Raw genomic sequence first — 26138 nt, forward strand, 5'->3', positions numbered from 1 at the left:
TCATCCGGGTTCGCCACGTCTGTTGCCCCGGCGCTGCAGCCAGACCCGCGCATCATCGATGCAGGTAAACAGCACCGGCACGACCAGCAGGCTGAGCAGGGTGGAGGTGACCAGGCCACCGATGACGGTGATCGCCATCGGTTGCCGGAAGCTGGCATCCGCGCCCAGTCCCAGCGCGATCGGCAGCATCCCTGCCACCATCGCCAACGAGGTCATGATGATCGGTCGTGCGCGGTGGCTGCACGCCTCCACCAGCGCCGCGTCGCGGTGCAGGCCGCCATGGCGCATCGCCTTGACCGCGTGGTCCACCAGCAGGATCGCGTTCTTGGTGACGATGCCCATCAGCATCACCAGCCCGATCATGGCCGGCACATCCAAGGCACTGCCGGTCACCAGCAGCGCCAGCAGCGCGCCGCCCAGCGACAGCGGCACGGCCGACAGAATCGTCAGCGGCTGGAACGCGTCCTTCAACAGCAGGACCAGCACACAGAACATGCAGGCCAGCCCAGCTGCGATGGCGATCAGGAAGCCGCTGGCAAGCTCGGCCGCCAGTTCCGAATCACCGGCTTCGATCGGCCTTACGCCCGCCGGCATGGCGCGGCTGATCGGCAGTGCCGCAACCGCTGCGTCCGCATCGCCCAGTGGCATGCCGGCCAGGCCGGCGCCCAGCGTGACGTAGCGCTGGCGGTCGAACCGGTCGATCTGGCTCGGTCCGCTTTCCATGCCCAGGTGGGCGATGCTCGCCAGCGGCACCGTGCCGTCGCGCGCCGGCACACGCAGGCGCCCGATGGCGTCCAGATCCTCGCGGACGCGCAGCGGCACCTGCACCCGGATCAATAACTGGCGCGTGTCCAGGTCCAGCCGCGGCAGGTCCGCGTCGACATCGCCGCCGAGTGCTATCCGCAGCGTATCGGCGATCGCCGTGGTGGACACCCCGCGTTCCGCGGCACGGTGCGCGTCGGGTCGAATGGTCAGTTCGGGTTGTTCCAGGCTGGCCGTCGAGGTGACGTTGGCCAGGCCCGGAATCCCCCGCATCTGCTGTTCCAGGGTCTGCGCCGTAGCCTGCAGCAGCTGCGCATCGTCCCCGGCGAGGATCAGCGTGAGCGCGGTGCCGAGGCTGCCGCCGCCCACGCTGAAACGCATGCCGGGCACGGACGCCAGGCGCTCGCGGAGCTTCGCTTCCATCGCCTGCTGAGACGCCCGCTGTCGGCGCGGTGCCAGGCTCAACGTGAGCAGCGCGCGGCGCACCTCCGGTGACGCTCCGTCCTCGCCACCCGCTTCGCCTACGCGGGTGAATACCTGCGCCACACCCGGCGTGCCGGCCACCGCGTGGCGCACCTGCTCGGCCGCCTGCACCGCGTCGGCCAGCGCAACACCCGGCGGCAATTCCAGTGCCACCTCAACGTAGCCCAGGTCGGCGGCGGGCATGAAGCCGGTGGGCAGCAGCGGCAGCAGCGCGAACGACCCCACCAGGAAGGCAAGCGCCCCGGCCAGCGTGGTCCGGCGGTGGCTGAGAACCCAGCGCACGGCCGCTAGATAGCGCGGCATCACCCGGCCCTCGGGGCGCGGGCGCGGCGGCAGCGCGCGCAGCCAGTGCACGGCCAGCAGCGGCGTCAGCAGGCGCGCGACGAGCAGCGACGCCAGCACGGCAATGACCGTCGTCCAACCGAACTGGGCGAACAGCAGTCCCGCGATGCCCGGCATCAATGCCGTAGGCAGGAACACCACCACCAGCGTGAGCGTGGTGGCCAGGACCGCCAAGGCAATCTCGTTCACCGCATCGGCGGTGGCCACCGTGATCGATTTGCCTCGGCGTCGATGGGTTTCGATGTTCTCGATCTCCACGATCGCATCGTCCACCAGGATGCCGGCGACCACCGCGAGTGCCAGCAGCGTCAGCGTGTTGAGCGAGAAGCCCAGCCAGGGCATCACGGCGAAGGTGGGCAGGATGGACAGCGGCAACGCCATTGCCGCCACGGCGGTCGCGCGCCAGTCGCGCAGGAACCAGGCCACGACCAGCACCGCCAGCACCGCGCCTTCCAACAGCATCTGCATCGAACCGTGGTACTGCTCCAAGGTGTAGGCCACCCGGTTGGCCACCGGGGTGAACACCAGCCCCGGGTGGGACGTGGCCAGGGTTTCGAGCATCGCCGCCACCTGCTCGGCGGTGCGGGTTTCGTCGCTGCCGCGGGCGCGGTACACGTGGAAGCCCACTACCTCGGTTCCGTCCAGCAGCGCCGCCTGGTCACGATCACGCACCCCGTCGGTGACCGTAGCCAGCTCGCCCAGCCGCAGATGCCGCCCGTCGGGCAGCGGCAGCATCAGATCGGCCAGCGCAGCGGACTCGTTCACCGTCGCCAGCGTCCGCAGCGCCTGCTCGCCGCCGCCCAGCCGCACACCAGCGGCTGACGCTTGGCGTTGCACGGCGCCCAACGCCCGTGAGACATCGCTGGCGGTCACCGCCAGCGCGTCCAGTTGCAGTGGTTCCACCTCTACCCGGATCTCGCGCTGCACGCCGCCGAGCCGCTCGACGCGTCCAACGCCGGGCACACCGCGCAGGGCCTTGTCCAACGTATCGTCGACGAACCACGAGAGCGGCTCGGGTGCCAGCGTCGCCGATTCCACCGCGTAGGTCAGGATCGGGCTGCTGCCCACCACGTCCGCGCTTACCGCCGGCGGCAGTACGTCGTCGGGCAGCGCCGCGCGGGTGCTGTCGACGGCCGCCTTGACGTCATCCAGCGCATCGGACAACGGCGTGCCGATCTCGAATTCGGCCGAGATGTGAACCACCCCATTGCTCACCTGCGTGCGCAGGTGACGCAGACCGACCACCGCCGCGATGGCATTCTCGACCGGCCGGGCCACGGCCGTCTCCAGCTGCGCCGGCGCCACACCGGGTTGGGCCAGCGCCACGTTGACCGTGGGCAATTCGATCTCGGGCAGGTTCTGGATCGGCAGCCGAGCAAAACCGATCGCGCCGGCGACCACCAGCAGGGCGAACAGCAGAAGCACGGGGGCGGGATTGCGGATGGACCAGGTCGCAAGGTTCATCGTGTGCCTGCTGCGACCGGCGCGGTAGCGGCGCGCCCCGCGACGATCTGGACGCGGTCACCCTCGGCGAGGAACCCGGCCCCCTGGTCGACGACCCAGGCACCCGGTTCAAGACTTCCGCCCACGTCAACCTGGCGCTGGCGACGGCGCGCCACCGTGACCGTGCGTGCGCTGACATGCCCGGCGCCCCCATCGGCGTTTACCGTAAACACCAGGCTGCGGCCATCGCGGACGACCAGTGCCGATGCCGGTACCACCTGCGCGGGCGAGCGTGCCAGGCCGATCTCTCCCTGGACATACATGCCTGCGCGCGCGGCGCTGCCGACAGGAAGATCGGCGTATACCCGTCCCATGCGTGCAGCGTCGCCCAGCGTCGGGGCGATCTGGCGGAGCTGTGCGTTGGCGCTGCTGCCGTCCGGCAGCGTCAGGCGCACGCGCTGGCCGACGCGGACCTTGGCCAGCTGCGCCGCGCCCAGCTCACCTCGCCACTCCAGCCGCTGCTGCCGGATGAACCTGAAGAGCGGTTCGCCACGCTCGGGCACTGCACCCAAGGTTGCACTGCGTTCGCTGATGACACCGTCATCGGCAGCCCGTACCACCGCGTAATCGATCTCCACCTGCTTGGCCTTCAATGCCGCGCGCGCCGAGCGCACGGCCGCGGCCGCACTCTCTGCCTCGGTCAGGGTGAGCAGCACCGACTGCTCGCTCAGCGCCCCGCTCGGGCGCAGCGCCTGGGCCCGCTCCGCATCGCGGCGGGCGCGCGCCGACTCGGCGTCGGCCTGGGCCAACAGTGCCTGCAATCGCTGCGCGTCGGCCTGCAGCAGAGCATCGTCGAAACGCGCCAGCACCTGGCCCTTGCGGATCACCGCCCCCACGTCGACTTCCACGCTGACCAGGCGCAGGCCCGCAAGCGGCGCACCCACCACCGACTCCTGCCAGGCGGCAATGGCACCCGAGGCGGTGAGGGCCTCGTCCCAGTCCTGCTGCTTTACCTGCACCGTGGTGACGGTCATCGCGGGCGGTGCCTGGACCACATCGTTGCCGGCGGTGGCGCCGCCGCGCGCCGACCGCGCGACCAGCAGCGTGACCAGACCGGCGACCAGCAGCGCCACCGCAGTAAGCACCGCCTTGAACAACAGGCTGCTGCGACCGCTGGCGCGCGCAGGAATGGGGGGAAGCGAGGCGGCCAGAAGACGGCTGCGAGAGGACGGGGGACGATGCGGGACCATGCAGGTGCTCGGAGAGGTAGGGCGGTGCTGCCGGAACGACGACAACGGCCGCGCCTGGCAGGGGCGGCGCCGAGTCTGCGGCGGCACGGGTTACCTGCTTCTTACTGGCGCTGCATGCCGCGAGGCTCGAACGCGGCCGCTGGCTGAACGGCAGGCGACGCATCGGCCGGCGGTAAGTCGCCTGTAAGTCCGCGCCCGCAATGCTCGCCGCGCCCTCTCAAGGAAGTCCCCCATGCTCAAGTACGTTGTTTCCGTTCCCTTCCTGCTGCCTGCGCTGGCCGTGGCACAGAGCCCCTCCAGCACCGGCGACCTGCTGGCCAAGGCCGACGATGACCGCTGGTCGATCGGTGTGGCCGCGTCCGTGCGCCAAAGCCCCTATGCCGGCGAGGGAACGCGCGTGCGCCCGGTTCCGCTGCTTACGTTCGAGGGCAAGCGCATCTTCTGGCGGGGTCTCACCGGCGGCGTGCACCTGGTCCAGGGCGATGCCTTCAGCCTGGATGCGGTGCTGGCCGGGCGCTTCGATGGCGTGGACATCAAGGATCTCGGCCGCCGCGAACTGCTGGCCAACGGCGTGGACCCGGCCCTGCTGGAGGATCGCGACGACGCACTGGACGCCGGCATCGCCGCCACCTGGAGCGGCGCGGCCGGCGAATTCAAGCTCAGCGCGCTGGCCGATGTCACCGATGCGAGCGGCGGCTACGAGCTTTCGGCCGACTATGCCTATGCCCTGCAGTGGGGCCGCACCACCGTGGTGCCCGGCGTCGGCGTGCGCTGGATGTCCGATGATATGGTCAACTACTACCATGGCACGCTGGACGAGGAAGTTGCACGTGGCGTAGTGCGCTACCAGCCCGGCGCCGCCGTGGTTCCGCACGTCAGCATCGCCTTCTCGCGCCCGCTGGGCGAGAAGTGGCGATTGCTGGGCGGCATCAGCTACGACGTCCTGCCCGACGAGATCACCGACAGCCCGCTGAGCGAGCCCGATACCGATGGGTCGGCCGCGCTGCGCATCGGCATCACCCGCGGCTTCTGACCCCTACCGACTCCTGCCTTCGCCATGTCCCAGACAACGCCCCCTGCCCTGCCCAACCGGATCGCGCTGGTCGAAGACCATGCGCGACTGGCCAGCCTGGTCGAGCGTGGGCTGGGTGCGGCGGGCATCGCGGTGGATACCTTCGCCACGCTGGAAAGCGCCTGGCACGGGCTGACCCGGCATGGCTATGCACTGGCGGTGATCGACCGCGGTCTGCCCGATGGCGATGGGCTTGAACTGGTAAGGCGCATGCGCGCGGTTGGCAACCGCATCCCGTGCCTGATGCTGACCGCGCGCGATGCGCTGCACGACCGCGTCGAAGGACTGGATGCGGGGGCGGACGATTACCTGCCCAAGCCGTTCGCCATCGAGGAACTGGGCGCGCGGGTGCGCGCCCTGATGCGCCGCCCGGCAGCGCTGCGCGACCCACAGCTGGTCCACCATCGGCTGCAGGTGTTGGCCGAGAGCAGCTGCATGCAGTGCGGCGACGAACAGGTCAGCCTGGCCCCGGCCGAGCTGCAGATCATCATCCTGCTCGTGCGCGCGGCGGGGCAGGTAGTGCGACGGGGGGCACTGGAGCGTGCCGCCTGGGGGGTGGGTGAGGCCGTGACACCCAATGCGCTGGACGTGGCGCTGCATCGGTTGCGGCGAAAACTGACCGCCATCGATGCGGGGTTGTCGGTGGTCAACATGCGCAACCTTGGCTTCGCCCTGCGGCCCACCGATGCTGCCGCGTAGTCTCAGCGCGCGTTTGATGCTGGCCACGCTGCTGGCGCTGCTGGCCGGCGCCCTCACTGCGGCGGCGGTCATGCTGCTGGTCCGGCATGCGGCCCCCGATGACATGGTGCGTGAGGAGCTGATGGAGGAAGTGGCCGAACTCCGCGCCGGCATGCAGGTGGATGCGGCCGGCACCGTGCGGCTTTCCTTGCCACCGGAGGTGGGGAACGTCTACGACGCGATGCCCCGCGATGCGGCCTTCCTGCTCACCGACAGCCGCGGGGGTCGCGTGGCCAGCAGCCCGGCCAGCCCCGCGCTGGAGGCGTTGCAGGCACTGCCTGCCGATGCCACCTCCCTGACCCTTGCCAACCCGGGGGGCGATATCCACCTGCAGGTCACCCATGCGCGGCTTGAGCATGCCGGACAGGTCTACGGCCTGCGCATCGCGCGTAGCGACCGGCTGGTGATCACCCTCAAGGAACATGCCTCCCGGCTGTACCTGCGTGCCGGTACGGCCGTTGCGGTGCTGGCGCTGCTGACGTTCATGGCGGTCATCGCCATCATCGTCAACCGCATGCTGCGACCGCTGCGCCAGGCCTCGCGCGTCGCGTCGCGGATCGGGCCGCGCAATCTGGGGTCGCGCCTGCGCAGCGAAGGGCTACCGTCGGAGGTGGTGCCGATGATCGAGGCGTTCAACGCCGCTCTGGCGCGCCTGGAACAGGGTTTCCGGGTACAGCAGGAGTTTCTGGCCTCGGCCGCGCATGAACTGAAGACGCCGCTGGCATTGTTGCAGGCGGAGATCGAACTCAGCGGGGCGCCCAACACCGAGCTGCTGCTGCGCGACACCGCGCAGATGGCGCGCCAGGTGCACCAGCTGCTGCATCTGGCCGAAGTGAGCGAAGGCCACAACTACGCGTTCGCACCCGTGCGGCTCGGTGCGGTGGTACTTGATGCGGTCGACTACCTGGACCGCCTGGCCACCCAACGCGCGGTCACCGTGGTGGTGGAAAGCACGAACACCGAACATCCGCCGGTGGAGGCCGATGCAGCGGCAGTCTTCGTGCTGGTCAAAAACCTGCTTGAGAACGCGCTGCATCACTCACCCGCCGACAGCGTGGTCCACGTGGGGCTGCGCGCCGAAGGCTTCAGCGTCCGTGATGGCGGCAGCGGCGTCGCCGACGCCGACCGCCCCCATCTGTTCAAGCGCTTCTGGCGCGGCAATGCCAGAGACAGCGATGGGGCTGGACTGGGGTTGGCGATCTGCCTGGAAATCTGCCTCTCGCACGGCTGGGAGATAGCGCTCGCGCCAGACACCGACAGCGCTGGCGCATGCTTCGTGGTGACGGTGCCGCAACAGCGCTCGCCGCACGTGGCTGATGCACAGACTGAATAGCGCGACGGCTGGCACTGGCCGGTGCCGTTGGTTCCTCAAACGCCGGGCGGGGTCCAGTCGGACCACATGCTGTATTCGCAGTGCCCCTTGGCGGCCGTGCACATGAATACCCACGTGCTGTCGTTCTGTTCCAGCCACCAAATGGAACTGCCTTTCCGCGCCTGCGCCGATCTCACCTCATCAGACACATGCGGGCGAAGCTTGCCGGGCAAGCCGCGTTGCAGCTGCCGGAACAGTGCGGGTGCTTCATCCGGGTCGAACGAGAATTCACCGTGGGATTCATTGATGTCCAGATTGTTGACGGTCACGATGTCGACGGCTGACGGCGGCAGTACATCCGGCAGCCAACCCCGACCGAACAGCTCGTCCGCACGTGCATCGGCGAGTGTCTCGTAGCGGCTTTTCACGATGTCCGTGCAACCCGCAACGAGGAGCACCGCGAACATTGGCAGCGCCTGCACCACGCGCTGGCGTAGCGATCTTCCTTGATTCACGTAGATACCTCATGGGTCGGAAGGCTCGAGCGACGTTCCCGCTGGGCGGCGGTAGCAGACCAGGTGGGAGCGGATGCTCTGATTGAAACCTACACCATCTTGACGACCACCTTGCCCTTCGCTCGCCCGCTTTCCACATACGCCAGCGCGCTTTGGGTGTCCTGGAACGGGAAGACCCGGTCGATGACCGGGCGGATCGCGCCGGCTTCGACCAGCGAGGTGATGTCGCTCAGCTGCTTCCCTTCTGCCCGCATGAACAGGAAGGTGTACGTCACCCCCATCCGCTTTGCGCGGCTCCGGATGCCACGGCTGAGCAGGCGAAGTACCTGCTTCAGCGGCCAGCGCAGCCCACGCGCGGTGGCAAACGTGGGTGTGGGCGGCCCGGAGATGGAGATGAGATGGCCACCTGGCCTGAGTATCGTCAGCGAGCGCTCCAATTCGTCGTTGCCCTGGCTGTTGAGCACCACGTCGTAATCGCGCAGTGCGGCGGCGAAGTCCTGCTGCTTGTAGTCGATGACAACATCCGCCCCCAGCGCCTTCACCCACGCGACGTTGGCTGTGCTGGTGGTGGTGGCAACGAACGCGCCCAGATGTTTGGCGAGCTGGATGGCAATGGTGCCAACACCGCCTGAACCGGCCTGGATGAAGACCTTCTGCCCCGGCTTCAGCTGCGCTGTTTCCACCAAGGCCTGCCAGGCCGTCAGCGAAACCAGGGGCAGTGCGGCGGCCTCCACCATGTCCAGATTGTTCGGCTTGAGCGCCACGGAGCCCGCGTTGACGGCGATGAACTCGGCGAACGTGCCGATGCGATCATCGTCCGGACGTGCATAGACTTCGTCGCCCGGCTTGAACCGGCTCACCCCGGACCCGACGCTCACCACCGTCCCCGCCATATCGTTGCCAAGGATCAACGGCAGGCGATAGGGCAGGATCATCTTGAACTCGCCCGTCCTGATCTTGTTGTCCAGCGCATTGACGCTGGCAGCATGCACACGGACAAGGACATCGCCGTCTCGCAGCGCGGGCTGCGGGAGGTCGCCGATGCGGCCGCTCTCCTTCTTGCCATAACGATCGATGAGGAAAGCTCTCATGGGCGGTGTGCCTCTGGTTGAATAGTGAGCATCACGAGGGGGGGCCTGGGCGGGCACGGCGTCAATCAGCGCTGCGATAGCGTTCTGCAGCGCGCGCTTGGCGGATATCCGAGAGTAGACCCTGACGCGAGGCGTCGAGCGTGTCCCAGCGTTCGGCTACATGCAGCGGCGGTATGGTCACGGTCTCGCGACGGTCAAAGCCGACCAGGGCGGCATCGACCAGCTCGCCGACGTCCATTACCTCCGACAACGTATTGATGTCGATGCCGGCACGCTCCCAGATCTCGGTACGCGTGGCTGCGGGCAGCACGGCCTGCACGTAGACGCCCTTGGGCGACAGTTCCAGGCTTAGCCCCTGCGACAGGAACAGGACGTAGGCTTTGGTCGCACCATACACGGACATGCCGAACTCCGGCGCCAGCCCAACCACCGAGCCGATGTTCACGATCGCACCATTGCCCGCGCTCGCCAGCCGCGGCGCAACGGCTGCGGCCAGGCGCGTCAGGGCGAGGATGTTCAGCGTTACCAACGGGTCGATGCTGTCGGCCGATTGCTCGGTAAAGCCGCCGGACTGGGCAATGCCCGCGTTGTTGATCAGGATGCCGATGCGGGCGTCGTCGCGCAGGCGCGCTTCGACAGTGGCCAGGTCGGCGGGCCGGGTGAGGTCGGCCGGCAGCAGGTCAACGGTTACCCCGCTCTCCTCCCGCAGACGTGCGGCCAACGTCTCCAGCCGCGCCTTGTCACGCGCGACCAGCACGAGGTCATGGCCACGGCGGGCGAAACGTTCCGCGTAGACGCTGCCAATGCCGCTGGAGGCGCCGGTGATGAGTACGGTGGGGAGATGGTTCATGGTGTCTCTCTTGAATGTCAGTTGGGGGCTGTGCAGCGCGGTGCGATTGGACGGGTTACTTCTGCGTCGTGTCGGTCAACTCGGGGTAGTCGGTGTAGCCCTCCGCGCCGCCGCCGTACAACGTGTCCGGGTTCAATGCATTCAAGGGCGCGCCCGTCTTCAGGCGTTCGACCAGATCGGGATTGCTGATGAAGGCGCGACCGAAGGCGAAGATGTCTGCCTTGCCCTCGGCGAGGTGTGTGCTGGCCCGTTCCAGGTCGTACCCGTTGTTGGCCAGATACGTCCCCTTGAAACGCCCGCGCAGCCCGTCGAAGTCGAAGGGCGCGACGTCACGCGGGCCACCGGTTGCGCCTTCGACCACGTGCAGATAGACGATCCCCAGCGCGCTGAGCTGATCGACGATGTAGTCGTACTGCGGCTGCGGGTCGCTGACCGTGGCAATTGCGTTGGCCGGCGATACCGGCGAGATGCGCACGCCAGTGCGCTCCGCGCCGATCTCGGCTGCCACGGCCGCCGTGACCTCCAGCAACAGCCGCGCGCGGTTCTCGATCGAGCCGCCGTAGGCGTCCGTGCGCTGGTTGGCGCCGTCCTTGATGAACTGTTCGAGCAGGTAGCCGTTGGCGCCGTGAATCTCCACGCCGTCGAATCCGGCCGTGATCGCATGGGCGGCTGCCTGGCGGAAATCATCGACGATGGCGGGCAGCTCGTCGATCTCCAGGGCACGCGGCTCGGACACATCGACAAAGCCGTTGTTGACGAAGGTCTTGGTCTGCGCACGGATGGCCGACGCCGAGACAGGCGCGGCGTTGCCCGGCTGAAGATCCACGTGCGAGATGCGGCCCACGTGCCACAGCTGCACGAAGATGCGCCCGCCGCGGGCATGCACAGCCTCAGTGACCTGGCGCCAACCGTCGATCTGGTCCTGCGTGTAAAGCCCCGGCGTGTCCTGATAGCCCTGGGCCTGGGCCGAGATCTGGGTGGCCTCCGTGATGATCAGGCCGGCCGAGGCGCGCTGGGCATAGTAGGTCGCCGCGAGGGGGCCGGGCACCAGGCCGGCGCCGGCACGATTGCGCGTCAGCGGTGCCATCACGATGCGGTTGGCCAGGGTCAGCGACCCCAGCAGGTAAGGCTGAAAGAGCGTCGTGTTCGTCATGGGGTATCGGGGCGTCGTGATCGTGGAGGGGGCTGTTGCGGAGGGGCAGAAACCCGGTCTTCCGCTGCTGCGACGCAATAATGATGATCGTAATCTTAAATGTCAATGGTTTGATGATGCATGTAATCTAAGTGTGATAAGGTGGCGTACTTCCGCAGCACAGCGTTGCAAGGCATCGGTCATGAAGGTCACCAAGGCACAAGCGCAGGCCAACCGGGCGCACATCGTCGAAACCGCCTCCGCGCTGTTCCGGGAGCGGGGATACGATGGCGTGGGTGTTGCAGACCTGATGGGGGCCGCGGGGTTTACACACGGCGGCTTCTACAAGCATTTCGCCTCGAAGACGGACCTGATTGCTGAATCCTCCACCTGCGGGCTGGCGCAGTCGGCAGATGCCGCAGCAGGTCATTCGTTGGCGGATTTTCTTGACTATTACCTGTCGAGGGAGCATCGGGACAACCCCGGGCAGGGCTGCACGATGGCCGCGCTGTGCGCGGACGCCGCGCGTCAGCCAGACTCCGTCAAAGCGGCGTTTGCAGCCGGTATTGATGCGCAGCTGAGCCGCCCCGCCACGGACGCTGCCCAGCCGAATGAGAGCACCAGCGCTGAGGCGCGTGCGCGCCGGATTTCCTTGATGGCCATGGCGGTGGGCGCCGTGGTGTTGTCCAGGTCCTGCCCGGACGACGCGCCGCTGGCCGACGAAATCCTCGATGCGTGTCGGGCAGACGCACTCGCGCGCCTGACGGATGCATCGAACACGTAAGGCGGCACCTCAAACCAACCGCGGGTCATTCGTGTGCGGTGCCGCTACCCGCCACCACGCCATCCTCGGTCCCTGCACCATCTGCGTGTCGCGCTGCGGTTCCTGCGCCTGGGCCAGTTCCTGCACACGGCGCTGTTCCTGTGATTCGCGGCTCTGGTTGGCAACCGCATACTGCTGTTCGGGTGGTGCGGCCAAGGCTTCCTGCGTCGGCATCTGCGCCCGGTTGGCCGCGGGGTCTGGCGAGGCGCCCTGCCCCGAGCGCATCACCAGCAGCGTGGTGCCTGCGGCCCGGGCGTCGGTGGCGTCGTTCAATGCCATGTCCACTCTGTCGCCCGGCTTGAAGCTGGAGGTGATGACGAAGAATTCGCCCCGGTGGGTGTCGGTCTCAACCGATACGGGAATGGCACCCTGCTCGTTCATGGGCTTCCGTCATGGATGCGTGGGTAGAACAGGTCGCTGGGGCAGGCTGACCGTAGCCGGGGCTGCGAGGCGCGGCAAGTTTGCTCCGCCGCAGGCGGCATGTGAGGCAGTGTTCCGGAGGCTGCGGGATGGTCGTCCAGTAGTTCCCTGAACGCGCGCTTCATTCATGTACCGGTCAGTTCAATATTCAGGGTTGATTAGAGCGCCTAACGGATAATTCACACCTGTCGACCGTCCTTCTCTCTCCCCTCCCCAAGGGGGACGGTCGGCAAAACCAAAAATAATAAAGGTGTGTTCCCGATGATGAAGACTTCCCTGCTTGCCCTGGGCCTGATCGCTGCGCTGCCGTTTGCTGCTTCGGCCGCCGATGGCCTGTCGTACAACTACGTTGAAGGCGGCTACGTGAACACCGATGCCAAGGGTGGCGACGCTGACGGTTGGGCCGCGAAGGGCTCGGTTGCCGTGGCGCCGAACTTCCACATCTTTGGCGATTACAACTCGCAGGAAACCAAGCGCGGCAACGCCGACGTTGACCAGTGGCGCGTGGGCGTCGGCTACAACTACGGCATCGCGCCGACCACCGACCTGGTGGCCCGCGTCGCGTACCAGAAGTTCGATCCGAAGCACGGCCTGGACTTCAACGGCTACTCGACCGAAGTGGGCGTTCGCACCGCGTTCACCCCGATGTTCGAAGGCTACGCGCTGGCTGGCTACGAAGATTTCAGCAAGAAGCACGGCATCAACCCGGACGGCGAGTTCTACGGCCGTGTCGGCGCCCAGGCCAAGTTCACCCCGAACTGGGGCCTGAGCGGCGAAGTGAAGCTGGCCAAGGGTGGCGACAAGGAATGGTTCGTCGGCCCGCGCTTCACCTGGTAAGTCGGTAGCTGCAAGGTACGTTGTTTGATGGCGTGATCTCTCTCTCCCTCACGCCATGAAGCCCGGCTCAGGCCGGGCTTCACTTATCTGGCTCCCACCTCGTCGGTGTGCCACGCAAAGACTCAGCCCAGGCTGGGTTTTTGCGTTTTGGAGGCTGACGCGGAGCGCAGCCGACTAACAGTCGGCTCTACCCAGTCGCTTGTTCACCCAACCGGATCCACCGGCCAAAAAAACCCCGGCAGTGCCGGGGTTTTTCGTGGGTCACTTGAACAGCGTGTCCGGGTATTCCGGCTTCTGCTCGCGTGCGAGCAGCGCGCGCAGCCCTTCTTCCGGCGTCTGTTCGCCGTGCAGCACGGCGCGGACGCGGTCGGAGATGGGCAGGTCGATGCCGTGCCGGCGTGCCTGGCGCATGACTTCGTCGGCGGTCTGCACCGATTCCACCACCTGGCCGATTTCTCTCACCGCATCCTGCAGGCTCTGGCCACGCCCCAGCGCAAGGCCGAGACGACGGTTGCGCGAGAGGTCGCCGGTGCAGGTCAGCACCAGGTCGCCCAGGCCCGCCAGGCCCATCAGCGTTTCCGGCTTGGCCCCGATCGCAGCGGCCAGGCGCAGCATCTCGTTGAGGCCGCGGGTGATCAGGCCGGCACGGGCGTTGAGGCCCAGCTGCATGCCATCGGCCACGCCGGTGGCCACGGCCAGCACGTTCTTCATCGCGCCGCCGAGTTCGGCACCCACCATGTCATCGCCGGTATAGGCGCGGAACGCGGGGCCGTGCATCGCTTCGGCCACCTGCTGGGCGAACTCCGGGTCGTCACCATGCACGGTGATCGCGGTGGGCAGGCCCAGCGTGACTTCCTTGGCGAACGACGGACCGGTCACCACCGCCAGCGGCACGTCGGGGCCGAGGACCTCGCGCGCCACTTCATGCAGGAAACGACCGGAACCGGGCTCGAAGCCCTTGGTCGCCCATGCCACGCCGGCATTGGCCGGGCGCAGCGGTGCCAGCGTCCGCACGGTTTCACCGAAGGCGTGCGATGGCACCACGACCAGGATCCACTGCGCGTCCTTGACGGCGGCGGCAAGGTCGGTGGTGGCGCGCAGCGACTCCGGCAGCGGAATGCCCGGCAGGTAGCGGGTGTTCTCGTGACGCTGGTCGATGGCGTCCACCATCGCCGCATCGCGGCCCCACAGCACGGTCGGGTGACCGTGCCGCGCAAGCAGGCTCGCCAGGGCCGTGCCCCAGGAGCCGGCGCCGAGAACGGCGATCTTGTCTGCGTTATTGCTCATCCGTACGACTGCAGCGCCGATCAGGCGTTGCCGGCCGGCTCGGAATCAGCGAGCGAGGTCTCGCCCTGTTCCTGGCGCTGGCGCAGGGTTTCGGCGTACAGGCCTTCGAAGTTGATCGGCTGCAGGAAGAACGGCGGGAAGCCACCGGCCTGGATCAGCTCGCTGACCAGCGAACGCACGTACGGGAACAGGATGTTCGGGCACTGGGTGCCGAGCAGCACGTCGATCGACTGCGGGTCCAGGCCCACCAGGCCGAACACGCCAGCCTGCTGCACTTCGGCCACGTAGGCGGTCTTGTCGCCGGCCTTGCAGGTCAGGGTGACGGCCAGCACCACTTCAAACGCGCTCTCGCCCAGGCGCTGCACGCGCTGGTTGAGGTTGAGCTGCAGTTCGGGCTGCACGGCTTCGTTGAACACGGCCGGAGCGTTCGGCGATTCGAAGGAAACGTCCTTGACGTAGATCTTCTCGACGGTGAACGCGGGGCCGGTGGCGGCGTCGGCCGGCGCGATGGCGCCGTTGGTGTTCTCTTCGGACATTTCCTGTTGCTCCAGAATGAATGCAATGAATGCTGTAAAAACGATTGTTACATGCCCTGCGATGGGGGCGTGTGGCGGCGCGCACAAGGCGCACCGTGCAATCGGGGCAAAATCAGTTGCGGCCCTTGACCAGCGGCAGCTCGGCCTGCTGCCAGGCCGGAATGCCACCGTCGAGCACGTTGACGTGCTCGAAACCGGCCTTCTTCAACGCCTTGGCGGCGGTTTCCGAGGCGGTGCCGGTGCGGCACACCAGCACGACCGGGCTCTGCTTGGCGTTGACCACCAGCTTGTGCTCCGGACCGAACTGGGCCGGCTGCACGTTGCGGCTGCCCGCAATGTGGCCCTTTTCGAAGTCGCTGCTGGAGGACAGATCGACCACGACCGCGCCCCCCGCATTCATCAGCTGGGTGAGCTCTGCCGGCTTGAGCGACCTGTAGCCGCGCAGCAGGCGCCGCACTTCGGTGACGATGATGGCTACGGTCAGGCCCACGAAGGCCATCGACAACATCGGGTTTCGGCCGGCAAAAGCCAGCAACTCTTCGTAATTCACTTGGATCACGGGTCGATAAGCGGGCGCCGATTGTCGCACATGCAGGCGAACCGGCGTCCAGCGGGGCGGTGGGGGCTCAGTTGGGGTCCTGCCAGAGGTCCGGCAGGCCGTTGGCCTGCAGCCAGCGCTTGCCCTCTGCATCCCAGCGCCAGATTTCCTTGACCCGCACCGAGCGCTCGGACTGGGTGTTGTTGTTGATCACGCGTACCTCGGCATTGCGGCCAACGCGGCCATCGGGCATCGGCACGTTGTCGCTGGCGCGGTAGCTGGAGATCTTCACCTGCTCGAAGCGGCGCAGTTCCAGGTCGGTGAGCGGGTGCTCCTTGGCGTACTCCGGGTCCAGGTACGGCAGCGCGTCTTCGACGGTGCCCCAACGCATGGTGGAGTCGTACTTGACCTGGGTTTCCTCCAGCTGCTTGCGCTGCTTCTTCGACATCTTTTCGGCGGCCACAGCCGTAACGCTGGTCAGCGCCAGCAAGGTCAGCAGCAGGATCTGGAACGTACGGCGCATGCGAATTCCCCAATCGGCAAGGCGCCCATCCTACCGTCTTGCGAAGGCGACGAAACGTCCGGTCAGTTCAGCCGCCGGCTTGCCGGCCTCGCCGGGCTGGCGGGCCACCACTTCGATGCGTGCCTTGCCGCGCTGGGCGAAGGTGGCCAGGAAGGTGGCCCAGTCGGCCTCGTCGGCGGCCTGGGCCTGGGCGTGCAGGTCCTCGTAGACCGGGGCCAGGTAGCGCACGTGGCTGTCGGCCACGTACACGTCCGCGTCGAACCCCGCCAGGCGCAGGCGCAGGGTGACCAGCGCCCAACCGGACAGGGTCAGCGCCGAGGCGAGGCTGCCGCCGAAGGCGTTGCCCTTGTCGTTGACGTTGGCGGCCAGCGGCGCGCGCAGGTGCAGCACCCCGTCGGCATGGCCATCCACGCGGATCTGCATGGCGGCCACCGGCGGCATGCGCTCAAGGACCTGCTGGAGCGCAGCCAGGTGCGCGGGCATGGAATCGGAATCGGACATCGGTACGGCGACGTTGCGGCGAAGGCCTCGCATAATGCCCGCAATGAACAGCTCCGCACATGTGCCGGAATGGACCCTGGTATCGCTGCGCCCACGCGGCCAGCATGCCGCGCTGCGGCGTGCGGCGCGGCCGCTGGGCGCGCAGGTGCTGGCCCTGTCGCCGTGGGCGCTGGTGGCCCGCGACGATGACGCCACCCGCGCCGCGCTGGCGCAGGCGCTGCGCGCCGACCGGGTGGTGTTCAGCAGCCCGGCGGCGGTGCATGCGGCGGCCCGCCTGCTGCCGCTGGACGCGCCGCATGCCGGACGCTGGCTGGCGGTGGGCGCGGGCACGGCAGCGGCACTGCACCGCCATGGCGCCGACGGCGTGCTGTCACCCCGCCGGATGGACAGCGAAGGCCTGCTCGACCTGCCGGAACTTGCGCAGCTGCAGGGCCTGCGCGCGGCGCTGGTCACCGCGCCCGGTGGCCGCGGCATCATCGCGACCACCCTGGAGGCGCGCGGTGCGCAGTTGCAGCGGGTGGATGTGTACCGCAGGGTCGCCCTCACCCTGCCGCCCCGCCAGCTGCAGCGGCTGCGCCACCGGCCGCCACCGTGGGTCCTGGCGCTGAGCAGCGCCGAAGCGCTTGACCTGTTGATGGCGCAGTTGCCGGCGGACCTGCAGGCGCGTCTGCGCCAAGCCCACGTGGTCGCCGCCAGCGCCCGTCTGGGTGCGCTCGCGGCCGAGGCGGGGTTCCTCCACGTAAGCCTGGCCGAGGGGCCGTTGCCGCTTCAGCTGGTCCACGCCGCACACGCCGCGATCACCACCGCTACAACTTCCTGAACAGGGGTCGCTTCCGGCCTTGCAGGCCGCGCGGGCGGCGGCGATGCTGTGCGCCTGATCGATCGCCAGCTCGTGAATGCACCGGCGCGATCGACAAGGATGACTGGATGAACGACGTTGCCCCGCCCCCGCCGACCCACCGACCGCTGCGCTGGATAGTGCCGCTTGCTGCGGTGGTCGTGATCGTGGGCGGTGCCGGCTGGGGCTGGAACCAGTGGCAGGCCCAACAGCTGCGAAGCGCCCAGCGACAGGCCGACGCCGACGTGCTGGTGCAGGGCCTGGCCAGCAGCGTGGAGTCGCTGCGTCGCGACCAGCGCTCCACCTCGCAACGGGTCCAGGACGCCGCCGCGACCAACCGGGTGCTGCGCGATGAAATGCTGGGGCTGAGCCAGCGCAACGCACTGCTCGAAGAGAACCTATCCCGGCTGGCCGACAGTACCCGCCACGGTGCGCAGGCCCTGCAGCTGGAGGAGGCCGAGCTGCTGCTCAGCCAGGCCGGGCAGCGCTTGGCGTTCGCCGATGACGTGGAAGGGGCCAAGCGCCTCTACGCGCTGGCGGCCGGGGCGCTGGACGACGTGCAGGGCGGCGAGTTCCTCAACCTGCGCCAGGCCCTGATGCAGGAGCGCAATGCGGTGGACACGCTGGGCATCGGAGCACGCGCGGGCGTCAACCAGCGCCTGGGCGCCTTCTCCACGGCGCTTGCAGCGCTTCCCGAGCAGGTGGAAACGGCCCCGGGCCAAGCGGCCGCGCCGTGGTGGCACCAGGTGCTGGCTCCGTTCGTGACCATCACCCCTACCCGCACCCAGGGCCCGCTCACCCAGGCCGAGCGACTGACCGCGTGGAACGCACTGCAGTTGGAACTGACCCTGGCGCGCGCGGCGGTGGAGCGCGGCGACCAGGCCGGTTTCGAGCAGGCGCTCGATCGCGTGGCGATCTGGCTGCCGCGCCTGTGGCCGGATTCACCCGCTCTGCGCGAGCGGCGTGCTGAACTGCACCAACTGCGCACCAGCGTGCTGCGCCCGCCGCTGCCCGAACTGGGCAGCACCCTGCAGCAACTGCGCGCGATGCGCGATGGGAGTTAACCGATGAAGCCGATTCAATCCTTGGTGGTGCTGTTGCTGGCCGTGGCGCTGGGCGTGATCGCCGCGCAGTGGCTGGGCGCCGATTCGCTGCGCCAGTATGGCGAGGTGATCTACCGCGCCGGCGGCAACGACTACCGTTCCACCGTGCCCCAGGTGGCGCTGATGGCGCTGGTGGGCCTGCTGGTGCTGTGGCTGCTGTGGAGCCTGGCCGCGTCGCCGTTCCGGGCCTGGGGCCGCTACCGCCGCAAGCAGGGCCGCGCACGCCTGATCGAAGGCCTGCAGGCGCATGAGTATGGCCACTGGCAGCGCGCGGAAAAACTGCTGACCACCGCCGCCGAAGACGAGGAAGTGAGCGCCGTTGCCTATGTCACCGCCGTGCGCAGCGCGCAGGCGCGTGACGACCAGGCGGCGGTGGACCAGTACCTGCAACGTCTCGCCGGTGCGGACGCCACCTCGCACGCGCTGGTGCAGGCCGAACGGCTGCTGCAGCAGGAGCGGCCGGTGGATGCGATCAATGCGCTGGACGCGCCCGGCATCCAGCCGCTGCCGCCGCGCGGCCTGTGGCTGCGCACCGAGGCGCTGGCACGGGCCGAACGTGCCCATGAGGCCTACGGGCAGCTGGGTGCGCTGCGCAAGCAGAAGGTGCTGCCGGATGAGGCCGTGGCCGAACTGGAAATCCGCCTGGCCGCGCAGTCGCTGCTGGAAGCCGGCGACGTGAACGCACTGGCTGCACAGTGGGAGACCACGCCGAAGGCGCTGCGCAGTGACCCGGACGTGGTATCTGCCTATGCACTGCGTGCCGTGGCGCTGGACTGGGACGAACCGGCGCTGCTGGCGCTGGAGCAGGCACTGGACACGCGCTGGGACGAATCGCTGGTGACGCTGTACGGGCAGATGCCGGTGGAAAAGCTGGCCACCCGCCATGCCAACCTGCAGCGCTGGCTGGGCCAGCAACCGTCGAGCCCGGCACTGCTGCTGGCGCTGGGCCGGATTGCGGTACGCCAGGGCGAGCACGTGCAGGCCGAGGATTACCTGCACCGCGCCATCGCCGCCGGTGCAGGTCCGGAAGCATGGGAAGCGTTGGGCGAGGTATTCCAGGCGCGCGGCGAACCGGCCCTGGCCGCGCAGTGCTACACCAATGCCCTGCGCCGCCAGCGCGGCGAAGACAGCGTGGTGCTTGCACGCCCGGTAGCCCCGCTGACGGCCGTAGTCCCCGAACGTGCCACGGTCGAAGAGCAGTCGTTGATTAGCGAGCCGCTGCCGGTGCGCGATCTCAATGACGACGAGCGCGATGAATTCGGCAACCCGCTTCGCTAACGCAACGCCGACCAGATCATCCAACCGACGTTCAGACCCCACCGAAGCCGCCTATCAGACGTCGCAATCCCGAAACGAAAAAGGCCGCCCCGAAGGGCGGCCTTTTTTTCATCCGCGATGCCGACCGTCAACGCTCGACGATGGCCACCACGCCCATGCCGCCGGCAGTGCAGATCGACACCAGCGCACGGCCACCGCCGCGTTCGGCCAGCTGCTTGGCCGCCGTGGCGATCACGCGCGCGCCGGTGGCGGCGAACGGATGGCCGGTGGCCAGCGACGAACCCACCAGGTTGATTTTGGCGGGGTCGATGCGGCCCAGCGGTGCATCCAGGCCCAGGCGGTTGCGGCAGTAGTCCTCGCTTTCCCACGCCCGCAGCGTGCACAGCACCTGCGCGGCGAACGCCTCGTGGATTTCGTAGAGGTCGAAATCCTGCAGGGTCAGGCCGTTGCGCTTGAGCATTTCCGGCACGGCGATGGTCGGCGCCATCAGCAGGCCTTCGCCATGCACGAAATCGACGGCGGCCACCTGCGAATCGCGCAGGTAGGCCAGCGGCTCGTGGCCGTGCGCGCGCGCCCATTCCTCGCTGGCCAGCAGCACCGCCGAGGCGCCGTCGGTAAGCGGGGTGGAATTGGCGGCGGTCAGCGTGCCGCGACCGGACACCTTGTCGAAGGCCGGCTTCAACGTGGCCAGCTTCTCCAGCGAGGTGTCGGCGCGCAGGATGTTGTCGCGCTCGACGCCGCGGAACGGCGCGATCAGGTCATTGAAGAAGCCGCGCTCATAGGCGGCGGCCAGCTTCTTGTGCGACGACACCGCCCACTCGTCCTGCGAGTCGCGCGAGATGTTCCACTCCTTGGCCATGTCCTCGCAATGGTCGCCCATGCTCTTGCCGGTACGCGGCTCGGCCACGCCGGGGAATTCCGGCTTCAGCTCACCCAGTTTGAAACCGCTGAGGATGGCCTTGATCTTGTCGCCGGTGGTCTTGGCGCGATTGGCCGCCAGCAGGCGCGCACGCAGCTTCTTGCCGTACACGATCGGCACGTCGGAGGTGGTGTCCGAACCGCCGCCGATGCCGGACTCGATCTGGCCCAGCGCGATCTTGTTGGCCACCGCGATGATCGTATCCAGCGAGGTGCCGCAGGCGCGCTGCATGGTGATGCCCGGGGTAAGCGGCGACAGGCCCGAGGACAGCGTGGCTTCGCGGCCCAGGTTCCAGTCGCTGGAGTGCTTGATCACCGCCCCCATCGCCACTTCGCCCAGCTGCTGGCCGTGCAGGCCGAAGCGTTCGACCAGCGCGCCGAGCGTGCGCACCGACATGCCGAGGTTGCCGACGTCCGAATAGGCCGTGTTCTGGCGGCAGAATGGGATGCGGACGCCACCGAGGATGGCGACGGGACGAGCGTTGGGCATGGAGATACCTGGCATGGGAGGGGTGTCTGCAACATGGCCTGCACGAAGGAGCAGGCATAATGGGGGCAAGTGTAGCTGCCGCCCTGTGATGGGCCAACCGTGAACCCATGAGCAAACCCGACCCCGGCATGAATGCCCTTGGCGTACTGGCATTGGAACTGGCTGGAGGAGACGCCCCGCGCCATGCGGCGCTGTCGTCCGAACAGGCCGGTGAACTGGCCGACCGCATTGGCCGCGACCTGGCAAAACTCGTCCCCGGCGTCAGCGGGCTGGACTTCGTGTTCGCCGGCGCCCATTTCGACCCGGCCGAAGTGCTGCGCCCGGGCTGGCCGATCCACCGCCGCCTGGAAGAACTGCAGATGCGTGCGCCGGGCCGCAATGAAGGGCCGCGCCTGCTGGCGTTCGGCGCCGGTGCGGACGGCGAGGTGCCCCTGCCCTTCCAGGCCGATGCCAGCCTGACCGGCGGCGGCCTGCGGGTAGTGCCGTTCCTGCTGACCGGCACCGAAGTGGCCACCACCGCCGCCGTCGCCGAGGCGCTGGAGGAGGTGCTGCTGGCCCAGGGCATGGCCCAGGCCGATACCGCCCTGCAGGCGCAGAATGCGTTCGGCGCGCAGATCGAACACGCCCGCTACTTCACGGTGAACGACCTCGCCGCGATGATGTCGATGCAGTACGACAACCAGGGTCTGGCCGCGTTGTGGCCGTTGATCGAGACGGCGCTGATGGCGCCGCAGACGGAACAATGGCTGGACGCCGCGCCGGAGCCGCTGCTTCGATACGCTGACGGCGAAGTGCGTATGGCACTGTTCGACCCGGCCGGCTGGTGCGCGTTCTACAACCACGGCACCGGCGACTGTGATCGCCTGCAGGGCATCTACGACCAGTACCTGATCCGCCAGCGGCAGATGGCCGCGGTGCTGGAAGCCCACGGCTTGCCGGTGCTGTTCGTGCATTGCGAAGCCGGGCAGGACGCGCGGGAATTGTTGACCCGCTGATCTGCCGTCGCGCAGCCACGCAGGGCGTGGCTCTACCGATGAATGAAAAACGCCGGCGATGCCGGCGTTCTTCATTCTGCGAACCCACCGTAGCGCCACGCCCTGCGTGGCTGAACGATGATCAGGGCGCGGCTTTGATCACGGCGCAGGCCAGGCGTGCGCCGGCATTGCCGGTCGGCTGGGTCTTGTAGTCGTCCGGGTCGGCGTGAACGATCAGGCCACGCCCGACGATGTCGGCATCGTTGCCTTCGCCGAGGTTGACGTTGGTGGAGACGGCGGCATCGACCACGGCGTTGCCTTGGGCGTCCGCCTTGATGTTGGGCATGTCGCCACCGTGGTGCGGGGTGGTGGCCACGTTGCCGTGGTCTTCCTTGGCCGGGTTGAAGTGGCCGCCGGCGCTGTCACCGTTCGGCGCGCTGCAGTCGCCCTTCTCATGGATATGGAAGCCGTGTTCGCTGTTGGGCTTCAGGCCGCTGACCTGGCCCTTCACGTGGACCTTGCCGTCGACGACGCTGAAGGTCACGTTGCCCTTGACGTCATTGCCCTGGGTGGGCGCGAGCTCGGCCGTGGCGCTGTGGTTGGCGTGGGCTTCGCTGGTCATGGCCGGCGGGGCCTCGGTGGTGCGTGCGGTTTCGGCGATGGGCGGGGTGGCCGTGGCGGCATCGGCAGGCGCGTCGGCCGGCTTGTTGCAGGCGGTCAGGCCGAGGGTGGCGATGGCCGCGAACAGGGCGGTATGGATCAGACGCATGTGGATCTCCTTGCAGGGTGCGATGGAAGAAGCGACGGTCAGCGGGTGCGCGGTCAGCGCAGGACCCGGATCACGCCGCAGGCAATACGGGCGCCGGCGTTGCCGGCGGGCTGGCTGCGGTAGTCGTCCGCATTGGCGTGGACGACCAGCGCGCGGCCGGCAATATCGGTCGGCGCACCACCGCCGAGGGTGACGCCCGGCAGGCGCACATCCACGCTGACGCGGCCCTGCGCGTCGGCGCGCAGGTTGTCCATGTCGCCGGCGTGATGCGCACCGGCGCTGTTGCGGCCGTGTGGCTGGTTGGCCGGATTGAAATGCGGCCCTGCGCTGCTGGCGTCAACGGCACCGCAGTCACCCCGCTCGTGTACATGGAACGCGGCGGTCTGCAATGGCTGCAGGCCGCCGATGGTGCCGGTGATGTGCACGCCGCGCGCATCGGGCACCAGCGCCAGACGTCCGCTGACGATGCTGGCCGAGGCCGGCGCCAGATTGGCTTCGGCCATCTTCGCGGTGCTGACCACCGGCACGCTGGGGGCCGGCGCGGGGGCCGGCTTCGGCGCAGTACCGCAGGCGGCAAGCACCAGCAGGGACGGCATCAGCAGGGCGAGTTGGGAACGACGCATCGGAAACTCCTTGTCTGCAAACTAACGTTACGGTCGTCCACGGACCATGAAAGGCACCGCGACGCGGTGCCCACGCGGCGTGGACAGGGGATTCATCCGCCGCGCCGGCGCCCGGCGCCGAGCTTGCGGGTCAGGGTGTTGCGGCCCATGCCCAGGCGCGCGGCCGCTTCGGCCCGGCGCCCATGGGTGATCTGCAGCGCGGCCTCCAGCAACGCCTGGTCGACCCGCTCACGCACCTGCGCGTGCAGGCCTTCGGCGCCTTCGGCCAGGCGTTGCCGCGCCCAGGCAGACAGCAGGGTTTCCCACTGGCCGGGATCGCCGTGTGCGCGCATGCGCGGACCGGGGCCGCGATGCAGCGCGCTGTCCACGTCGGCCACGCCGATGGTGTCCGACGCGGCCAGCGCGGCCATCCGCCAGCACACGTTCTCCAGTTCGCGCACGTTGCCCGGCCAGTCGTGTTCGCGCAGCGCCTGCAGTGCCGCCGCGGTCATCCGCTTGGGCGGCGTATCGAGCTTGCGCGCGGCAGCGGCCAGGAAGGTATCGGCCAGCTGGGCGACGTCGTCGCGGCGCTCGCGCAACGGCGGCAGCCGCAGCCGCACCACGTCCAGCCGGTGCAGCAGGTCGGCGCGGAAGCGGCCCTGCGCCACCAGCGTTTCCAGGTCCTGGTGGGTGGCGGCGATCACGCGTACATCGACGCGGATCAGCTCGCGCCCCCCCACCCGGAAGAACTCGCCTTCGGCCAGCACGCGCAGCAGGCGGGTCTGCAGCGGCAGCGGCATGTCGCCGATCTCGTCGAGGAACAGCGTGCCGCCATCGGCCTGCTCGAAGCGGCCCACGTGGCGGCGCTGGGCACCGGTGAACGCGCCGGCCTCGTGGCCGAACAGTTCGCTTTCCAGCAGTTCGGACGGAATGGCTGCCGTGTTGAGGGCCACGAACGGCCCCTGCGCGCGCGGTGATTCGTGGTGCAGCGCATGCGCCACCAGCTCCTTGCCAGTGCCGGTTTCGCCGTTGATCAGCACCGACAACGGCGCCTGCGCCAGTCGCCCGATGGCCCGGAACAACGCGCGCATGGCCGGGGTATCGCCCACCAGCTGCGGGCGCTGGTCCGGCGTGGGCTCCACCACGGCGCTGCTGCGCTCGGCCACGGCGGTATCCGGTGCCGGCAGCACGCGCTGCGCGAGCGCCACGGCATCGTCAAGATCGAACGGCTTGGACAGGAATTCCTGCGCACCGCCGCGGAACGCGCCAGCGGTGCTCGCCACATCGGTATAGGCCGACATCACGATCACCGGCAGTTGCGGATGCGCGGCCTTGAGCTTGTCGAGCAGCACCAGGCCGTCGTCGCCCGGCATGCGCACGTCGGTGAACAGCAGGTCCGGTGGCGGCTGTTCGTCCAGCATGGCCAGCGCAGCGGCGGCGCCATCGAACCCTTCGACGCGGTAGCCGGCATCGCGCAGCGCGGTGCACAGCACGAAGCGCACCGCACGGTCGTCGTCCACCACCCAGACGCGCTGGGAGGTGGCCTGGCTGTCATCCGCCATGTGCGGTCTCCTCGGCAGCGGGCGTGCCCGGCCCGATGGGCAGCAGCACGGTGAATACGGTATGGCCGGGCCGCGAGCGGTAGGTCAGCGTGCCCCGGTGTTCGCGCGCCACCTGCTGGGCCAGCGCCAGGCCCAGCCCGGTGCCCTCGGCACGGCCGCTGACCAGCGGCAGGAACAGGTGCTCGGCCAACTCTTCGGGCACGCCACGGCCGTCATCGGCGATTTCCAGCCGCAGCGCCATCGGCTGCAGCAGGTCGCCCATGCGCACGCCATGCTCAACCCGGGTGCGCAGGGTGACGGTACCGGCGCCGGCCTGGATCGCATTGCGCACCAGGTTCCACACGGCTTGGGTGAGGCGGTCGGCGTCGCCGTGGAACTCGGGAATGCTCGGGTCGTAATCGCGCTGCAGCCGCACCGCCCAGCCGCCTTCGCTTTCGGCCAGGCGCAGCACCCGCTCCAGCGAGGCGTGAATGTTCAGTGATGCATGCGGCGCGGCCGGCGCGGGGGACAGCAGTTGTTCCAGCAGCCCGTTCAGGCGCTCGATCTCCGAGCCGATCAGCTCGATCAGCTCGCGCTCTTCAGGATCGCGCTGCGCGCTGCGCCGTGCCAGCAGCTGCGCCGCGCCCTTGAGTCCGGCCAGTGGATTGCGCAGTTCGTGCGCCAGGCCTTTCAAGGCCGCGCTCAGGGCACTGGGCAGGGCCTGGGTGGGGTCCAGGCCGGGAAACTCGTCGACCGGGTGGGCTTCCAGCAACCAGCCATCTTCGGCATGCCGGCTGAGCCAGCCCTCCGCGAAACGCGGGGTCTCACCGGGCAGGGCCAGCGCCAGCCGGTGCAGGCGCAGGGTGTCGCGTTCGCCACGCGACAGGAAATGGGCGAGCGCTTCCCCCTGCACTTCCAGCGAGGCCAGCGGCTGGCCCATCAGGCGCCGCACGCTGACGCCGAGCCAGCGCGCAAAGGCCGGGTTGCAGCCGGCGACACGGCCTTCGGCATCGGCCCAGGCGACCGGGGTGCCAAGCACATCAAGGGACGGAGACGGTGGTGCGGTGGTCATTGCACCAATGTAGTGCAAACGGGGGGTGGTTGCTTGGTCCAGAAGTGGGTGGACGGCCATGGAAAAGAATCGATGGGCGTTGGGTGACGGTTGATGGC

Annotated in this window: 26 protein-coding genes; 9 read left to right on the forward strand and 17 right to left on the reverse strand. The window is 68.4% G+C overall.

Going from position 1 to position 26138, the window contains the following annotated elements:
• Both RT456_RS02885 and RT456_RS02890 read right to left on the reverse strand, forming a co-directional pair.
• Positions 1–3051, reverse strand: a complete 3051-nt coding sequence (locus RT456_RS02885; protein WP_313342229.1) for an efflux RND transporter permease subunit — start codon at positions 3049–3051, stop codon at positions 1–3.
• Complete coding sequence (locus RT456_RS02890) at positions 3048–4280, reverse strand: efflux RND transporter periplasmic adaptor subunit (RefSeq protein ID WP_313342231.1); 1233 nt, start codon at positions 4278–4280, stop codon at positions 3048–3050. The genes RT456_RS02885 and RT456_RS02890 overlap by 4 nt, the downstream gene beginning before the upstream one ends.
• A 232-nt stretch (positions 4281–4512) precedes the next feature.
• Between RT456_RS02890 and RT456_RS02895 the strand changes: the two genes are divergently transcribed.
• From RT456_RS02895 to RT456_RS02905, 3 genes are read left to right on the forward strand one after another with little or no spacing between them, the layout of a single operon-like run.
• A complete protein-coding gene (locus RT456_RS02895; RefSeq protein ID WP_313342234.1) occupies positions 4513–5313 on the forward strand; it encodes a MipA/OmpV family protein in 801 nt (266 codons plus the stop codon).
• 24 nt (positions 5314–5337) lie between these two features.
• Positions 5338–6051 carry a response regulator transcription factor gene (locus RT456_RS02900; protein WP_313342237.1) on the forward strand — a complete coding sequence of 238 codons (714 nt, stop codon included), beginning with the start codon at positions 5338–5340 and terminating at the stop codon, positions 6049–6051.
• A complete protein-coding gene (locus RT456_RS02905; RefSeq protein WP_313342240.1) occupies positions 6038–7423 on the forward strand; it encodes an ATP-binding protein in 1386 nt (461 codons plus the stop codon). The genes RT456_RS02900 and RT456_RS02905 overlap by 14 nt, the downstream gene beginning before the upstream one ends.
• Before the next feature lie 35 nt (positions 7424–7458).
• Here RT456_RS02905 and RT456_RS02910 read toward each other — a convergent pair whose 3' ends face one another.
• The 4 genes from RT456_RS02910 to RT456_RS02925 form a co-directional block, all read right to left on the reverse strand.
• Positions 7459–7869 (reverse strand): hypothetical protein, encoded by a 411-nt coding sequence (locus tag RT456_RS02910; RefSeq protein WP_313342242.1) that lies wholly within the window; start codon positions 7867–7869, stop codon positions 7459–7461.
• Positions 7870–8006: 137 nt separating this feature from the next.
• Positions 8007–9008, reverse strand: a complete 1002-nt coding sequence (locus RT456_RS02915) for an NADP-dependent oxidoreductase (protein WP_313342245.1) — start codon at positions 9006–9008, stop codon at positions 8007–8009.
• 61 nt (positions 9009–9069) lie between these two features.
• Positions 9070–9858: an SDR family oxidoreductase gene (locus tag RT456_RS02920; protein WP_313342248.1), complete on the reverse strand. Its 789-nt coding sequence runs from the start codon at positions 9856–9858 to the stop codon at positions 9070–9072.
• Positions 9859–9913: 55 nt separating this feature from the next.
• Positions 9914–11011 (reverse strand): alkene reductase, encoded by a 1098-nt coding sequence (locus RT456_RS02925; RefSeq protein WP_313342251.1) that lies wholly within the window; start codon positions 11009–11011, stop codon positions 9914–9916.
• 181 nt (positions 11012–11192) lie between these two features.
• Between RT456_RS02925 and RT456_RS02930 the strand changes: the two genes are divergently transcribed.
• Complete coding sequence (locus tag RT456_RS02930; protein WP_313342254.1) at positions 11193–11774, forward strand: TetR family transcriptional regulator; 582 nt, start codon at positions 11193–11195, stop codon at positions 11772–11774.
• Positions 11775–11783: 9 nt separating this feature from the next.
• Here RT456_RS02930 and RT456_RS02935 read toward each other — a convergent pair whose 3' ends face one another.
• Complete coding sequence (locus RT456_RS02935; RefSeq protein ID WP_313342257.1) at positions 11784–12194, reverse strand: XVIPCD domain-containing protein; 411 nt, start codon at positions 12192–12194, stop codon at positions 11784–11786.
• A 303-nt stretch (positions 12195–12497) separates the two neighbouring features.
• Here RT456_RS02935 and RT456_RS02940 point away from each other — a divergent pair, with 303 nt between their 5' ends.
• Complete coding sequence (locus RT456_RS02940; RefSeq protein ID WP_313342459.1) at positions 12498–13070, forward strand: Ax21 family protein; 573 nt, start codon at positions 12498–12500, stop codon at positions 13068–13070.
• A 261-nt stretch (positions 13071–13331) separates the two neighbouring features.
• Here the strand turns inward: RT456_RS02940 and RT456_RS02945 are convergent, their stop codons facing one another.
• The 5 genes from RT456_RS02945 to RT456_RS02965 all read right to left on the reverse strand — a co-directional run bounded on the left by RT456_RS02945 (position 13332) and on the right by RT456_RS02965 (position 16455).
• Entirely contained in the window at positions 13332–14357 is a 1026-nt protein-coding gene (locus tag RT456_RS02945) for an NAD(P)H-dependent glycerol-3-phosphate dehydrogenase (RefSeq protein WP_313342260.1), read from the reverse strand.
• Positions 14358–14377: 20 nt separating this feature from the next.
• Positions 14378–14893 carry a protein-export chaperone SecB gene (gene secB / locus RT456_RS02950; RefSeq protein ID WP_313342263.1) on the reverse strand — a complete coding sequence of 172 codons (516 nt, stop codon included), beginning with the start codon at positions 14891–14893 and terminating at the stop codon, positions 14378–14380.
• A 112-nt stretch (positions 14894–15005) separates the two neighbouring features.
• A complete protein-coding gene (locus tag RT456_RS02955; protein ID WP_313342462.1) occupies positions 15006–15443 on the reverse strand; it encodes a rhodanese-like domain-containing protein in 438 nt (145 codons plus the stop codon).
• 76 nt (positions 15444–15519) lie between these two features.
• On the reverse strand, positions 15520–15954 hold the full coding sequence (locus RT456_RS02960; protein ID WP_313342265.1) for a hypothetical protein: 435 nt from the start codon (positions 15952–15954) through the stop codon (positions 15520–15522).
• Positions 15955–15984: 30 nt separating this feature from the next.
• Complete coding sequence (locus tag RT456_RS02965; protein WP_313342267.1) at positions 15985–16455, reverse strand: YiiD C-terminal domain-containing protein; 471 nt, start codon at positions 16453–16455, stop codon at positions 15985–15987.
• 43 nt (positions 16456–16498) lie between these two features.
• On the opposite strand from RT456_RS02965, the gene RT456_RS02970 reads away from it, so the two are divergent.
• From RT456_RS02970 to RT456_RS02980, 3 genes are all read left to right on the forward strand, one after another.
• The gene (locus RT456_RS02970; protein WP_313342270.1) at positions 16499–17275 is read left to right on the forward strand and encodes a uroporphyrinogen-III synthase; all 777 of its coding nucleotides are present in this window, start codon (positions 16499–16501) and stop codon (positions 17273–17275) included.
• 107 nt (positions 17276–17382) lie between these two features.
• Positions 17383–18357 carry a uroporphyrinogen-III C-methyltransferase gene (locus RT456_RS02975; RefSeq protein ID WP_313342273.1) on the forward strand — a complete coding sequence of 325 codons (975 nt, stop codon included), beginning with the start codon at positions 17383–17385 and terminating at the stop codon, positions 18355–18357.
• Between the two features lie 3 nt (positions 18358–18360).
• Positions 18361–19674 carry a heme biosynthesis HemY N-terminal domain-containing protein gene (locus tag RT456_RS02980; RefSeq protein ID WP_313342276.1) on the forward strand — a complete coding sequence of 438 codons (1314 nt, stop codon included), beginning with the start codon at positions 18361–18363 and terminating at the stop codon, positions 19672–19674.
• Between the two features lie 127 nt (positions 19675–19801).
• Here the strand turns inward: RT456_RS02980 and RT456_RS02985 are convergent, their stop codons facing one another.
• Positions 19802–21097: an acetyl-CoA C-acetyltransferase gene (locus RT456_RS02985; protein WP_313342279.1), complete on the reverse strand. Its 1296-nt coding sequence runs from the start codon at positions 21095–21097 to the stop codon at positions 19802–19804.
• A 92-nt stretch (positions 21098–21189) separates the two neighbouring features.
• Between RT456_RS02985 and RT456_RS02990 the strand changes: the two genes are divergently transcribed.
• On the forward strand, positions 21190–22077 hold the full coding sequence (locus tag RT456_RS02990; protein WP_313342282.1) for a hypothetical protein: 888 nt from the start codon (positions 21190–21192) through the stop codon (positions 22075–22077).
• 121 nt (positions 22078–22198) lie between these two features.
• Here RT456_RS02990 and RT456_RS02995 read toward each other — a convergent pair whose 3' ends face one another.
• The 4 genes from RT456_RS02995 to RT456_RS03010 all read right to left on the reverse strand — a co-directional run bounded on the left by RT456_RS02995 (position 22199) and on the right by RT456_RS03010 (position 26040).
• On the reverse strand, positions 22199–22825 hold the full coding sequence (locus RT456_RS02995) for a superoxide dismutase family protein (protein ID WP_313342285.1): 627 nt from the start codon (positions 22823–22825) through the stop codon (positions 22199–22201).
• Between the two features lie 53 nt (positions 22826–22878).
• Entirely contained in the window at positions 22879–23448 is a 570-nt protein-coding gene (locus RT456_RS03000; protein WP_313342288.1) for a superoxide dismutase family protein, read from the reverse strand.
• 92 nt (positions 23449–23540) lie between these two features.
• Positions 23541–24989: a nitrogen regulation protein NR(I) gene (ntrC, locus tag RT456_RS03005; RefSeq protein WP_313342290.1), complete on the reverse strand. Its 1449-nt coding sequence runs from the start codon at positions 24987–24989 to the stop codon at positions 23541–23543.
• On the reverse strand, positions 24979–26040 hold the full coding sequence (locus tag RT456_RS03010; protein WP_313342293.1) for an ATP-binding protein: 1062 nt from the start codon (positions 26038–26040) through the stop codon (positions 24979–24981). The genes ntrC and RT456_RS03010 overlap by 11 nt, the downstream gene beginning before the upstream one ends.
• Positions 26041–26138: the final 98 nt, after the last annotated feature.

It is taken from the genome of Stenotrophomonas sp. (assembly GCF_032099025.1).
Taxonomy (GTDB): domain Bacteria; phylum Pseudomonadota; class Gammaproteobacteria; order Xanthomonadales; family Xanthomonadaceae; genus Stenotrophomonas.